This is a genomic window from Streptomyces sp. NPDC003036, from assembly GCF_040611175.1.
Classification (GTDB): domain Bacteria; phylum Actinomycetota; class Actinomycetes; order Streptomycetales; family Streptomycetaceae; genus Streptomyces.
Genome location: NZ_JBEXNO010000059.1, coordinates 21,406 through 34,858, shown reverse-complemented (window position 1 = coordinate 34,858; position 13,453 = coordinate 21,406). Strand labels below are relative to the sequence as shown.

The window sequence follows — 13,453 nt, the reverse complement described above, 5'->3', positions numbered from 1 at the left end:
GCCGCCCCCCGCGCCCCGCCGGCCGGCGCCGGGGGCCCCCGGGGGGGGGTGGCCGGACTCTCGTTCACCGCGCTTCGCGCGAGTTCAGTCGTTTTACGTCCGACCACCCCCCACGCTCGCCCCCGTCCCCCTCGCGACCCTGGTCCCTCCCGCCGCCGTGCGCGTACTCCCCGGTGGGCGGGGAACCCACTCCGACCCGCAGACGCGGTACGGCCTCGGGGCGGGGCCGTGCAGGGTCGTCCCCGCAGACGCCGGCAGCGCCGTGACCGTTCCGCGGACGTACGCACCCAAGGCCGCCGGCGTCGAGGAGTCGGAGGGGGCCCCGCACCGCCACCCACCGGCGGCAGCCGCCCCGCGGACGCGCGACCGCGCCCGGAGCGCGAGCCACGGCACCGCGAGGCCTCGACCGCCTCACAGCAAGCGCTGCAGCCGCTCCGCCAGGAGGTCCCAGCGCCACTTCTCCTCGACCCAGGCGCGGCCCCGCTCGCCCATGCGGCGGCGGAGGGCCGGGTCCTGGAGGAGGGTGACGACGCGGTCGGCGGACTCCGGGGGGGAGCCGCCGCGCACGACCCAGCCGGTCTCGCCGTCGAGGACGGCGTCGGGCGCGCCCCCGGAGTCGCCGGCGACGACCGGGAGGCCGGTGGCCGAGGCCTCCAGGTAGACGATGCCGAGGCCCTCGACGTCGAGGCCGCCGCGCCGCGTACGGCACGGCATGGCGAAGACGTCGCCGGCGCCGTAGTGCGCGGGGAGCTCCTCCCACGGCACCGCGCCGGTGAACCGCACGGATCCGGCCACGCCCGTCTCCGCGGCGAGGCGGCGCAGGTCCTTCTCGTACGGGCCGCCGCCCACGATCAGCAGGACCGCGTCGGGCACTCGTGCGAGGATCGCGGGCATGGCCCTGATCAGGGTGTCCTGGCCCTTGCGCGGGACGAGGCGCGAGACGCAGACGACGACCGGCCGCTCGGCGAGCCCGAGGCGCTCGCGCACGGCGTCGCCGCCCGAGCCGGGGTGGAAGGTCTTCTCGTCGACGCCCGGCGGCAGCTGCGCCATCCGTGCGGCGGCCTCGGGCGTCAGCGCGGCGGCGATGCGCGAGCGCGTGTACTCGCCGAGGTACGTGAGCGTGTCCGTGCCCTCGCCGATGCGGCGCAGCAGCTGCCGCGAGCCGGGCAGCTGGGCCCAGCCGGCCTCGTGGCCGTGGGTGGTGGCGACGATCCGCTTCGCGCCGGCCCGGCGCAGCGCGGGCGCCATGAGGCCGAGCGGAGCCGCCGCCCCGAACCACACCGACTCGCAGCCGTGCTCCCGCAGCAGCGCGACCGCGCGGGCGGTGACCCGGGGGGTGGGCAGCAGCATCGTCGTACGGTCGCGGACAACCCGGAAGGGCTGTTCCGCGTCGAACAGAGCGGTCGCCTCGGCGCCCTCGCGCCCCCGCTTCCAGGTGGAGGCGTACACAACGAGACGCTCGGGATCGAGCCTGAGCGCCATGTTGTGCAAGAACGCCTGAATCCCACCGGGTCTGGGCGGAAAGTCGTTGGTTACGATCAAGGTCTTGTGCATCGTTTGCATCGGTGCCGACAGTACCGAACGGCCCCGCTCCGTCGCCCACGCGCAGTCCCCACCCCCCACCAGACGACGACGTAGAGGTAGAGGTAGGCATGAAGGGCCCCATCCCCATATGGCTCCTGACCAGGATCCTTCTGCTCCTCCTTGTCTTCAAGGTGATGAAGCTGCCGGGCCCGGACATCACCACCGACATCTCGCAGATCTACCGCGGCTGGTACGACGTGCTGCGAGCCGGTACGTACCCGATGGACGACGTGACCTGGCAGTACCCGCCGGCCGCCGCCCTCGCCGTCCTCTCCCCCGGCCTGCTGCCCTTCCTCGACTACGCCTCCGCCTTCTTCCTGCTCGCCTTCGCCTGCGACGCGGCCGTCTTCGGCCTGCTCCTGTACGCGGGCCGGCGCCCGGGCAAGTGCCTGTCGGGCGCCTGGGTGTGGGTCGCGGGCGTCCCGCTGCTGGGGCCGACCTCGTACGCGCGCTACGACCTGATGGTGACCGCCGTCGCCGTGGCCGCGCTGCTCGCGGGCGTCCGGCACCCCCGGATCATGGGGGCGCTGGCCGGTTTCGGCGCGATGCTGAAGGTCTGGCCGGTGCTGCTGCTCGCGGGGACGCGGCGTGGGCGCGTCACCCTGCGCTCGTGGACCGCCGCGGTGGCGGCGGCGGCCGGGGTGCTGCTGCTCTGTACGGCGGCGATGCCGGGGGCGCTGGCGTTCCTGACGTTCCAGCGGGACCGGGGCACCGAGGTGGAGTCGCTGGGGGCGCTGGTGTTCCACGTGGCGCGGCACTTCGGCTGGGAGGGGCGGGCGACGCTGAACTACGGCTCGGTGGAGTTCCTGGGCCCGTACGTGCCGGTGGTGTCCACGGCGGCGATGGCCCTGACGGTGGCGGCCTTCGGCTGGCTGCTGGTGTGGCGGGTGCAGGTGTGGCGTTCGGGCGCGTTCGGGAAGACGACGCTGTGCGACGCGGCGTTCGTGGCGGTGCTGCTGTTCACCACGACGAGCCGGGTGATCAGCCCCCAGTACATGCTGTGGCTGGTGGGCCTGGCATCGGTCTGCCTGGTCTTCCCGGCGAGCCGGATGCGCAAGGCGGCCCGGCTGGTGCTGGCGGCGACCGGCGTGACGCTGCTGGAGTTCCCGATCTGGTTCTCGCACGTGGCGGACAGCGACCCCCTGGGGCTGCTGCTCCTGCTGGTACGCAACGGGCTCCTGGTGGCGGCGACGCTGACGGCGTGCCGCGTGCTGTGGACGCAGACGGTCACGGAGCCGCGCACGCGCGAGCGGGGCTCGACGGTCCCGGCGCAGGGCGGCGCCGCTCCCACGGACCGGGACGCCGACGACCGAAATCGGGTACTGGCCTCCTGAGTACCTCTGCCACAATCCGATCATGACTCCCTCCGGTACCCCCGCCGCGCCGATCCGCTACCCGCGTCCTCTGCGTCCCGGGGACCGCGTGGCCGTCACCTCCCCCTCCAGCGGTGTCCCCAAGGAGCTCCGCGGGCGCCTGGACGTGGCCGTCGCGACGGTGGAGGCGCGCGGCTACGAGGTGGTCGTCGGCGACTGCATGGACGGCTCGGGGCACGTCAGCGCCCCGGCGGCGGAGCGCGCGGCGGAGCTGATGGCGATGCTGACGGACCCGGCCGTCAGGGCCGTCGTGCCGCCGTGGGGCGGCGAGACGGCGATCGACCTGCTGCCGCTGCTCGACTGGGACCGGCTCCGCGAGGCCGAGCCGACCTGGCTGGTCGGGTACTCGGACATGTCGACGATCCTCACGCCGCTGACGCTCCTGACCGGGGTCGCGACCCTGCACGGCAACAACCTGATGGACACCCCTTACCGGACGCCCGAGGGCCTGCTGTCCTGGCTGGACATCGCCGCCCTGCCCGAGGGGAGCCGGTTCGCCCAGACCCCGCCGGGGCGCCACCGCACCACCGGCTGGGACGACTACAGCGCCTTCCCGGACGTCCGCGAGTACACCCTGAACGCCACCGGCACCTGGACCCGGCTCGACGGAGACGGCGACCTGGAGGTGGAGGGGCGCCTGATCGGCGGGTGCATCGAGACGCTGAGCAACGTGGCGGGGACGCCGTACGGCGACGTCACGCGGTTCGCCCGGGCCCACGCCCCCGAGGGGCTGCTCGTCTACGTGGAGGCGGTGGGCGACGACGACGCGCTGGAGATCTGCCGCAACCTCCACGGGATGCGCCTGGCCGGCTTCTTCGACGCCGCGAACGCCGTCCTGGTCGGCCGGACCTCGGCGCCGGACCGGGCCTCGCTGACGCAGGCCGAGGCCGTGCTGGACGCGCTCGGCCCGCTGGGAGTACCGATCATCGCCGACGTCGAGTGCGGCCACGTCCCGCCGTACCTGCCGCTCGTCAACGGCGCCCGCGGCCGCGTCGTCCTCACGCCGACCCGGCAGGAGATCGTCCAGACGCTGGACTGAGGGTGGAGGGGCTCAGCCCAGCCGCTCCCGCACATAGGCGCGCCACCGGGCCGTGAACTCCTCCGGGGTCGTGCCCAGCACCTCGCGCAGCGCCGTCGCCACGGCCTGCTCCCGGGCCTCGCGGCGCGGGTGCGCGCCCACCGCGCGGTAGAACGACCGCAGCTCCGGCTCGCCCCAGCGGTCCGCGATCAGCGCGCAGGCCAGCCAGCCGCCCTCGTACGCGCGGGCCAGGGCGCCGGCGTCGCCCGTGAAGGCGAAGTCCCCGTCGGAGGGCAGCGCCGCGGGGGCCCGGCCGGCGCGTACCGCGTCCCGCAGTCCGGGCGCCGCCTGGGCGGCCGGGTGGGCCGTGCCCCGGTAGGCCGCCCAGTCGGCGAAGCCCTCGGAGAGCCACATCGGGGTCGCCGCCGAGGTGTGGGTCCGGGTGGCCACGTGGGCCGTCTCGTGGGTGAGCACCATGTGCTGGCCGAAGCCGCTGAGCGCGGTGTACGCCTCGGGGTTGACGACCACCCGGTCCGCCGGCGCGTCCGGGCCGCCCCCGGCCCGGCCGGTCGTCACCGCCGCGATGCCCCGGTACCGGTCGGCCGGCGCACCGAGCAGCGCGCCCATGCCGTCCAGCGAGCCGGGGACGAGCACCACCACGCGCCGGGCCCACGGCCCGGCCCAGGCGGCCGACACCGCCGGAACCGCCCGGTCCGCCGTGGCGGCGACCGCCCGCAGCCGCTCCGTGTCCTGCCCCGAGCCGAGGACCAGGCTCCGTCGGCCGCGTACGGCCTGGAGGGCGCCCTGGTCCCACAGCTGCTGGGCGGCGCCCTGCGCGGGCCGGTCGGACGTCACCTGCCAGCGGCCGTCCCGCCGCGCGAGGAGCAGGGCCCGCTCGGTGGTGACGGGGCCGCTGTCGTACCCCTCGATGCGGTAGCCGAGCGCGGCGCGGACGGCGGCCCGGTCGTCGCCGTCCTGCCGCGCCCCGATGATCCGGTACGACCAGGAGGCAAGCGGAACGCCGGCGAGGTCACCGGAGCGGACGGCCTCCGCCCACCGGTCCACCGCCGCCCGGAGCTCCTCGCTGCGCGCCGTCGTCCCCGGAGCCGTACAGCCGGAGGAGATCCCGGAGAACAGCAGGGGTCCCAACGCCGCGACCACCACCGCACGCCTCCGCACCACCACCGGGCGATCGTACGGTCAGACGCGCGTGACCGCCGAGATGGGCATCATGCCCACGGGGTCGTAGCGCACCGGCGCGCCGGGGTAGGGGGCGTGGACGACCTGTCCGTTGCCCATGTACATCCCGATGTGGCTGGCGTCGGAGCGGTACGTCACCAGGTCGCCGGGGCGCGCCTCGGAGAGCGGCACGTGCCGCCCGGCGTTGCGCTGGGCCTGCGAGGTGCGCGGCAGGGCGACGCCCGCCTGTGCGTACGACCACTGCGTCAGGCCCGAACAGTCGAAGCCGTACGGTCCGTTGGCGCCCCAGATGTAGGGGCGGCCGACGGCGGAGCGGGCCGCCCGGACCGCGGCGGCCGCCCGCTCGGACGCGGCCTCGCCCGCGGGGCCTTCCATCCCTTCGAGCGGCGGCACGTCGTCGCGCCCGGAGCGGGAGGCCCGGTCGAGGCTGTCGCGCTCCTCGGCGGAGAGGGAGTTGAGCAGCGTGCGCGCCTCGGCCAGCTTGCGCTCGACGACCCGCTTGTGGCGGGCGACGGCGTCCCGGCTGCGCTCCAGCTCGGCCAGCTGCCGGGTGGCCTCGGCGCGCTGCTGGCCCAGCAGGCGCTGGGCGCGCCGCAGTTCGGTGAGGGCGCGGGTCTGCCGCTCGCTGATCCGGTCGAGGGTCGCGGCCTTGTCGAGGTAGGTGTCGGGGTCGTCGGAGAGCAGCAGCGCGAGCGCCGGGTCCATGCCGCCGGAGCGGTACTGGGCGCCCGCGACCGTGCCGAGCGCGCCGCGCATGCGGTTGATGCGCTCCTGGCCGCGGGCGACGGCGTCCTGGGTGCGGGAGACCTGCTCGCGCAGCGCGTCGGCGCGCTCGTCGGCCTTGTTGAACCCCTCGGTGGCCTTCTCGGCCTCCTCGAAGAGCCGGTCGACCCTGGCCCGGGTGGTCTCCGTGGTGTCGGCCGGCTCACCGGGGGCCGCGCCCGCGGGGGCCGCGCCGAGAGCGGCCGCCGCGGTGGCCGCCGCGGCGGAGAGGACCGTGACCGTCGCGCTCCGGGTGACCTGGGTGAGACCCGAGAGACCCGACGGCGAGGACCGGCGATGGGACGCCACGAACCGCGCTCCCTTCAGCTGTGTGCGTTGCGCGCCAGACAGTAGCCGGACGGCTACGCACAGGCCAAAGGCCGTCCGCGGCCCCGGAGGGCTCGAACAGCGGCGCCCCGCCGGTAGACCACAAGGTCACCGGCGGGGCGGAGCGTCAGCTGGGAGTGTTGCGATTCCCCCGATCAGGGGAGTGTACGGGCGCGTCCCGGGGTCAGATGCGGACGCCGAACTGGAACGTGCCCAGCCAGTCCATCGACTCGTACCGGACGACCGTCCCGGGCTTCGGCGCGTGCAGGACGGTGTTGTTGCCCGCGTACAGGCCCACGTGCGACAGGCCGTTGAAGAAGACCAGGTCGCCGGGCTTGAGCTGGCTGCGGCCGATCTTCACGCCGTCGTTCTGCTGGGTGTACGTGGTGCGGGTGAGGCTGACGCCGGCCTGGCGGTAGGCCCACTGGGTCAGGCCGGAGCAGTCGTAGGCGTTGGGGCCTTCGGCGCCGGAGATGTACGGCTTGCCGACCTGGGTGTCGGCGGCCGCGAGGGCGGCGGCGCCGCGCGCCGACGCGGGGACCTCGTTGCCGAGCTCGACGCGGTCGCTCGCGGCGCGGCTGGCGCGCTGCTCCTCCTCCTGCATCTTGGCGCGCTCTTCGGCGGTGAGCGTGTTGAGGAGCTTCTGGGCCTCGGCGAGCTTGCCCTGGAAGGCCTTCTTCTTCTCGCCGAGCGTCTTGCGGACGTCCTCGAGGTCGGCGAGCTTCGCGGTCGCCTCGGCGCGCTCCTGGGCGAGGGTGCGCTGCTTGGCCTGGATGGTCTCCAGGACCTCGGCCTGCTTGGCGCTCAACTGGTCGACGGCGGAGGCCTTGTCGAGGTAGCTGTCCGGGTCGGAGGAGAGGAAGAGCTGGAGGGAGGGGTCCATGCCGCCGGCGCGGTACTGGGCGCTGGCCACCGAACCGATGCTGTCGCGCAGCGTGTTGAGCTCCTCCTGACCGCGCGCCACCTTGTCCTGGAGGGCGCTGATCTCCTTCTGGAGCTTCTCGCGCTGCTCTTCGGCCAGGTTGTACTGCTCCGTGGCCTCCTCGGCCTCGTGGTGGAGCTTGTCGACCTTGGCCTTGACCTCGCTCTTGCTCGGCTTGGGGTCTGCCTGAGCGGCCTGGGAGGACAGGGCGACGGCAGCGGCGGCGGTCGCGGTGAGCACGGTCACGCGGGCACGGCTCGGCTGCTTGGGACGACGGTGGGACGCCACGGAGGCGAGCTCCTTCTCCTTCGAGAGCCGCCTCGACCACTCGGGTGCTGCGCGGAGACTGCGCGGGCGAGACGGTTCCTTCGCTGTCACCCCGGGTGGGCGATCAACTGCGCGAAGGTTCGAGCAGACCCTAGTGACCATGCTGTGATCAGTTCAAATCCTCATACGGAAAATCTCGCTCAGGAGCCCCATTCTTTACACACATTCCACGCTGCGTCATGAGCAGTTGACGGTACGTTGACGCAACGTTTTTCCCAGAGTGGGGCGAATTCGGGCAAGAGGCCCGGCAATTCACGAGAGCCGCGAAAGGCGCTTCAGCAGCAGCGCGGAGGAGACGGGCCGCGCGCCCGACTTGGCGACCCCGTCGGCGACCTCGCGGTCGGTGGAGACCACGACCACGGGCCGCCCCGCCGGCTCCGCGCGCACCAGCTGACGGATCAGCTCGTCCGCCGTCACGCCCGGCTTGGAGAACAGCACCCGCACCCCGCGCGGCGGCGCGAGCAGCACCGGCGCGGCGAGCTCCGCGCCGTCGAAGACACAGGTGACCTCCGCGCCCGTACGGGCCGCCAGCGCCGAAAGGCCGCCGAGCAGCCGCAGCCGCTGCTTCTCCAGCGGCATGGTCGGATAGCCGGTCTTCGTGACGTTGTAGCCGTCCACGACCATGTGGGCCTGCGGCAGCGCCAGCAGCTGGTCGAGCAGCGCCGGATCGGTCTCCGACAGGGCCCGCGCCGCGATGTCCTTGGGCGACATCCGGCCCGGCGCGACCGCGTCGACGGTGTCCGCCGGGTGGACCGAGGCCGGCGGCAGCGCCAGCTCGCGGCGCAGGCCCTGCGCCGACTCCAGGACGGTGTCGAGCAGCAGCCGCAGCCGCATGTCCTCCACCGAGCGCCCCTCCCGGGCGGCCCGGCGGCTGGCCTCCAGGGCGGCCTCCGTCTCACCGAGCCGTGCCTTGAGGCGGCGCGTCTCGCTCTCGGCGGCGGAGACCTGCGCGGCCGCCTCGGCCCGGATCGCGTCGATGTCCGCCTGTGTACGGCGCAGGGCGGCCTCGCCCCGCTTGACGTCGCTCTGCGCGCTGCGGAGCTTGCGCTGAAGCGATTCGGCTTCCTTGCGGGCCGCGTCCAGCTCGGCGCGCAGCCGCTCCGTCTCGTTGCGCGTCTGTGCCCGCGCCTCGGCGAGCTCCGCGCGCAGCCGCTCCAGCTCGCGGCGGCTCTCCTCGTCGGCGCGCTCGGCGTCCGCCCGCTGGGCCTCCTCGCCGGCCGCGGCGACCAGCTTCGCCCAGTCGGCGGGGCGCAGCACATAGGCGGCCGCGGCGACGTCGACCGGGTCGGCGGCCGCCGGCGGCGCGCCCGACTCGACCGCACCGGCCAGCTCCGGCTGCGCCTCCTTGAACCGCTCGCCGATCCGCTGCCGGAAGACCGGGTCGCCCTCCAGGGCGGCGGCCATGGCGTTGCCCGCGAACTTGACCCGGCGGGACGGGGTGAAACGGGCGTACTGCCGCAACTGCGCGGGCAGTTCCGCGACGGTCAGACCGCCGAAGGCGTCCGACACCAGCGCGACGACCCGGCGCCGCACCCCTTCGGGCAGCGGGCGGTCGAGCGCCTCGGCGGCGTCTCCGGCCGCGCCGGCCGGTTCAGCACCGCTTGCGGGCTGCTCCACGTTCTCACCCCACTACCCGTCGTCCTCGCCCCCGCCGGGCCTCCCGTCAGGAGGCGGCGTCCGGCCTGTCCACCAGCTCGATCTGGTCCACCGCGTTGCACCAGCGGCAGCGGACCGACTCGATGGTCTCACTGACCACCTCGCGCTCCTCGACCTTCGGCTCACCGGCAAGGTCCAGATGGACGTACTCGACGACCTTGGAAGACCTGGTCACGTCGAAGCGCGTCAGATTGCCGCAGAGCGCGCACCGCCAGCGGGTCGTCGCGGTCGGCATGGGAACCGTCGTCATGGGTTGCCGTCCTCTTTCGTTCCGTCGTGCCGGGTGCCGAGCCCGCGGTGCGCCATCGAACTGCGGATGTACTGCCCGTAACCCTACGGCCTCGCGGGTACCCCTGTGGCCCGGCGAGGCACCCTGTCCCGCTCCCTCCCTTTACGTCATGATCTGTGCATGATCGAGCGGGGTCCGGTGGTGACGTATGGCGTGATGGCGGCGTGCTGTCTGATCTTCCTGATCAGTCCGGTGTCCGGTCTGAACCACGAGTACGGCACCGGTGACGCGCTGCTCGCGGCGCAGAGCGCGTACTTCCGGCGCTGGGGGGTGATCCCCGCCGAACTGCTGACCGGCACCCCCGGCGCGCTGCCGTCCCCGCTGACGGCCCTCTTCGTCCACGGCAGTTGGCTGCACCTCCTCGGCAACATGCTCTTCCTCTACGTCTTCGGCGCCATGGCCGAGGAACGACTGGGGCACCTGCAGTTCGCCCTCTTCTACCTCGGCTGCGGCTACCTCGCGCTCGTCGGGTACGCGGTGGCCCACGCGCACTCCGCCCAGACCCTCGTCGGGGGCTCGGGAGCGATCTCCGGAGTGCTCGGCGCCTTCCTGTACCTCTTCCCGAAGGCACGCGTCACCAGCCTCTTCCCCTTCCTCTTCTTCCTGCCGCTGCGGTTCCCCGCCTGGATCGTGCTGATCTTCTGGTGCGTCCTCCAGTGGCTGGCGGCCCGCGGCGCCGGCAGCGGGCCCGGCGTCGCGTACCTGGCGCACCTGGTGGGCTTCGGCCTCGGGTTCCTCTACGCGTGGGTCCGGTACGGGGGGAGGGCTAGAGTGAAAGCCCAGACAGCGGGCCCCGAGGGAGAAGGACAGCCGTGATCACCGCGATCGTGCTCATCAAGACCAGCGTGGACCGCATCCCCGAGATCGCCGAGTCGATCGCCGCGCTGGAGAACGTCAGCGAGGTCTTCTCCGTCACCGGCACGTACGACCTGATCGCCATGGTGCGCGTGGCCAAGCACGACGACCTGGCGGACGTCATCCCCGGCCGCATCAGCAAGATCCCGGGCGTCGAGGCGACGGACACTCACGTCGCGTTCCGCACGTACTCGCAGCATGACCTGGAGGCGGCGTTCGCGATCGGCCTCGACGCGTAGGTTGCTCTCGCGGCGGGCGTGATTGCTGCCCGGTGGGCGGCTTTCCGCTGCGCGGTGGCTTGTGCCCGGTGGGCGGTGGCTTTCCGCTGCGCGGTGGCTTGTGCCCGGTGGGCGGGGGGCGGGTGCCATGCGGGCAGGGGGCGTGGGGGCGTCAGCCCCCGCGTACAACCTCGCTCGGGGGTCTGGAGGCGCAGCCGGTTTCGGATAGGGGCGGGGTGGGGGAAGCCCCCTGCACAACCGTCAACCTCGTGTGACGCTTCCCCCGTGAGGGGGGCGGGGCCGAAGCCCGGGGGCTCGTGGGGGCGCGGTCCGGGAGCATGCGGTTCATGAAGGAGCCTTCATCTCGCGCTCATTCGCGGCGGCGTACGCCGCGCTCAGGATGGGTGCATGGCCTTCACCCACCGCATGGCTACGCTCGCCGCCGTCGTCGCCATCCCCCTCGGGATCGCGGCGACCAGCTATATGCTGACCGACTCCCCCGAGGCGCCCCACGTGCCGCCCGAGGTGGAGTTGGACGCCACGCCGCGGCCGAGCGCGAGCGCCGGAAGCCAGAGTCCCCCGCCCGCGAGCCCGACGCCTGCGGCCCCCGCGCCCGCGAGCCCCTCGCCCTCGGCGGTGCCGCCGAGCCGGACGTACGCGCCCGGAGGCACGCCGACCGACGCCGTCGTGCCGGTCCCGCCCGCCACGCCCGCGCCCGCCCCCGCGCCGGGGGACGACGACGATGACGACTTCGGTGACGACGCCCTTGACGAGAACTGACCGCCGCGTCTCCGCGCGCGTACGGATCCTGCTCTGGCTGCTGCTGGTGATGGCGGTGGCGCTCGCCGCCGTGGCGATGACCACGCGGTCGATCCTGCTGCGGGATGTGGACCACCGGATCAGCCAGCTGCTGACGCAGGAGACGCGGGAGTTCGCGAACTTCGTCGACCAGGGGGTGGACCCGGCCGACGGCGCCCGGTTCACCGAGCCGCGCCGCCTGCTCCAGGTGTTCCTGCAGCGCCAGTACTCCGACCCCGACGAGGAGCTGCTGGGCCTGACCGAGGGCGCGGGCCCCGCGCCGGACGTGCTGCGCCAGCCGCGGGACATCGCGGAGGACATCGCCCTGTACCGGGACCGCGACGCGCTCGCGCGGATCTTCGCGGCGGACGCCCGCTCCGGCACGCTGGAGCGCCCGCAGGGCGAGGTGCGGTGGGCGAAGGTGCCGATCAGCCCGGCGGGTGCGGCGCCGCGCGGCGCGTTCGTCGTGGCGTTCCACGCGGACCACGAACAGGCCATCGCCGCCGAGGCGTTCCGTACGCAGCTGGCGATCTCGGGCGTCGCGCTGCTGATGACGACCGGGATCGGCTGGGTCGTCGCGGGCCGGATCCTCGCGCCCGTACGGGTCGTGCGGCAGACCGCCGCGCAGCTCACCGAGCAGGACCTGACGCGCCGGATCCCGGTGCAGGGCCGTGACGACATCGCGCTGCTCGCGGAGACGTTCAACGCGATGCTGGACCGGCTGGAGCGGGCGTTCGCCGCGCAGCGCCAGTTCGTCGACGACGCCGGCCACGAGCTGCGCACCCCCATCACCATCGTGCGCGGGCACCTGGAACTGATGGGCGACGACCCGGCCGAGCAGGCGGAGACCATCCGGCTGGTCACGGAGGAGCTGGACCGGATGAGCCGGATCGTGGAGGACCTGCTGCTGCTGGCCAAGGCCGAGCGCCCGGACTTCGTGGCGCCGGAGCCGGTCCAGCTGGGCGAGCTCACCGCCGACGTGTTCGTCAAGGCGCGGGCGCTCGGCGAGCGGGAGTGGGTGTTGGACGGCGTCACGGACCGCGAGGCCGAGCTCGACCCGCAGCGCATCACGCAGGCGATGGTCCAGCTCGCGCAGAACGCCGTCCAGCACACCGTGCCGGGCCAGCGGATAAGGATCGGTTCGCGGGAGGTGGAGGCCCGCATCGAGCTGTACGTGGCCGACAGCGGCGTCGGCGTGCCGCCCGAGGACGCCGGTGTGATCTTCGAGCGGTTCCGGCGCGGCACCGCCCGGCGGGGCACCCGCACCAGCGGCGGCGCGGGGCTCGGGCTGTCCATCGTGAAGGCCATCGCCGAGAGCCACCGGGGGCGCGTCGAGCTGCGTCCCACCGAGGGCGGCGGCGCCACCTTCGTACTCGTACTGGAGGAAGAGGACGAGTGAACCGCGTGCTGATCGCCGAGGACGAGGAGCGGATCGCCTCCTTCGTCGAGAAGGGGCTGCGTGCCAACGGCTTCACCACCACCGTCGCCGCCGACGGCGACACCGCGCTCGACTACGCCGTCACCGGCGGCTTCGACCTGATGGTGCTGGACATCGGGCTGCCAGGCCGGGACGGCTTCACGGTGCTGCGGGAGCTGCGCGAGGCGCGGGTGACGCTGCCGGTGATCGTGCTGACGGCGCGGGACTCGGTGCGGGACACGGTCGCCGGGCTGGAGGGCGGCGCGGACGACTGGATGACGAAGCCGTTCCGCTTCGAGGAGCTGCTGGCGCGGGTACGCCTGCGGCTGCGCACCGCCGCCCGCGCGCCCGAGGTGACGGTGTTGCGCAGCGGCGACCTGAGCCTGGACCTGCGCACCCGGCGGGCGCGCGCGGAGGACCGGACCGTCGACCTGACGGCGCGTGAGTTCGTGCTGCTGGAGCTGTTCCTGCGCCATCCGGGCCAGGTGCTGTCGCGGGAGCAGATCCTGTCCCACGTATGGGGGTACGACTTCGATCCGGGGTCGAACATCGTGGACGTGTACGTGCGCAATCTGCGCAAGAAGCTGGGGGCGCGGCGACTTGAGACGGTACGCGGCATGGGATACCGCATGCCGTGATGCCGGGCGTAGATGAACTTTCCTTCACCAAAGGCTCATTGAGGGCTCACGGCGGGTGGAAACACTCGA

Annotated in this window: 13 protein-coding genes; 7 read left to right on the top strand and 6 right to left on the bottom strand. The window is 73.6% G+C overall.

Annotation, left to right across the window (positions count from 1 at the left end):
• Window positions 1-411 precede the first annotated feature (411 nt).
• Window positions 412-1,554 carry a glycosyltransferase family 4 protein gene (locus ABZX67_RS30895; protein ID WP_355367244.1) on the bottom strand — a complete coding sequence of 381 codons (1,143 nt, stop codon included), beginning with the start codon at window positions 1,552-1,554 and terminating at the stop codon, window positions 412-414.
• A 98-nt stretch (window positions 1,555-1,652) separates the two neighbouring features.
• Here ABZX67_RS30895 and ABZX67_RS30890 point away from each other — a divergent pair, with 98 nt between their 5' ends.
• Together ABZX67_RS30890 and ABZX67_RS30885 are read left to right on the top strand one after the other, a co-directional pair.
• Entirely contained in the window at window positions 1,653-2,918 is a 1,266-nt protein-coding gene (locus tag ABZX67_RS30890; protein ID WP_355367238.1) for a glycosyltransferase family 87 protein, read from the top strand.
• 22 nt (window positions 2,919-2,940) lie between these two features.
• Window positions 2,941-3,996, top strand: a complete 1,056-nt coding sequence (locus ABZX67_RS30885) for a S66 peptidase family protein (RefSeq protein WP_355367235.1) — start codon at window positions 2,941-2,943, stop codon at window positions 3,994-3,996.
• Between the two features lie 12 nt (window positions 3,997-4,008).
• On the opposite strand, the gene ABZX67_RS30880 is transcribed toward ABZX67_RS30885, so the two are convergent.
• From ABZX67_RS30880 to ABZX67_RS30860, 5 genes are all read right to left on the bottom strand, one after another.
• Window positions 4,009-5,154 (bottom strand): hypothetical protein, encoded by a 1,146-nt coding sequence (locus ABZX67_RS30880; protein WP_355367241.1) that lies wholly within the window; start codon window positions 5,152-5,154, stop codon window positions 4,009-4,011.
• A gap of 21 nt (window positions 5,155-5,175) precedes the next feature.
• Entirely contained in the window at window positions 5,176-6,246 is a 1,071-nt protein-coding gene (locus tag ABZX67_RS30875) for an NlpC/P60 family protein (protein WP_355367232.1), read from the bottom strand.
• Between the two features lie 202 nt (window positions 6,247-6,448).
• On the bottom strand, window positions 6,449-7,474 hold the full coding sequence (locus ABZX67_RS30870) for an NlpC/P60 family protein (RefSeq protein ID WP_355367229.1): 1,026 nt from the start codon (window positions 7,472-7,474) through the stop codon (window positions 6,449-6,451).
• 291 nt (window positions 7,475-7,765) lie between these two features.
• Entirely contained in the window at window positions 7,766-9,130 is a 1,365-nt protein-coding gene (locus ABZX67_RS30865) for an NYN domain-containing protein (protein WP_355367226.1), read from the bottom strand.
• A gap of 46 nt (window positions 9,131-9,176) precedes the next feature.
• Window positions 9,177-9,419: a hypothetical protein gene (locus tag ABZX67_RS30860; protein ID WP_355367223.1), complete on the bottom strand. Its 243-nt coding sequence runs from the start codon at window positions 9,417-9,419 to the stop codon at window positions 9,177-9,179.
• Window positions 9,420-9,578: 159 nt separating this feature from the next.
• Here ABZX67_RS30860 and ABZX67_RS30855 point away from each other — a divergent pair, with 159 nt between their 5' ends.
• From ABZX67_RS30855 to ABZX67_RS30835, 5 genes are all read left to right on the top strand, one after another.
• Window positions 9,579-10,274, top strand: coding sequence for a rhomboid family intramembrane serine protease (locus tag ABZX67_RS30855; RefSeq protein WP_355367220.1), 696 nt, complete (start codon window positions 9,579-9,581; stop codon window positions 10,272-10,274).
• Complete coding sequence (locus tag ABZX67_RS30850; protein WP_267241175.1) at window positions 10,271-10,552, top strand: Lrp/AsnC ligand binding domain-containing protein; 282 nt, start codon at window positions 10,271-10,273, stop codon at window positions 10,550-10,552. The genes ABZX67_RS30855 and ABZX67_RS30850 overlap by 4 nt, the downstream gene beginning before the upstream one ends.
• A 387-nt stretch (window positions 10,553-10,939) precedes the next feature.
• On the top strand, window positions 10,940-11,311 hold the full coding sequence (locus ABZX67_RS30845) for a small hydrophilic protein (protein WP_355367217.1): 372 nt from the start codon (window positions 10,940-10,942) through the stop codon (window positions 11,309-11,311).
• Window positions 11,274-12,728 carry a HAMP domain-containing sensor histidine kinase gene (locus ABZX67_RS30840; protein WP_355367214.1) on the top strand — a complete coding sequence of 485 codons (1,455 nt, stop codon included), beginning with the start codon at window positions 11,274-11,276 and terminating at the stop codon, window positions 12,726-12,728. Before ABZX67_RS30845 ends, ABZX67_RS30840 begins: the two co-directional genes overlap by 38 nt.
• Window positions 12,725-13,384, top strand: coding sequence for a response regulator transcription factor (locus ABZX67_RS30835; RefSeq protein WP_355367211.1), 660 nt, complete (start codon window positions 12,725-12,727; stop codon window positions 13,382-13,384). Before ABZX67_RS30840 ends, ABZX67_RS30835 begins: the two co-directional genes overlap by 4 nt.
• Window positions 13,385-13,453: the final 69 nt, after the last annotated feature.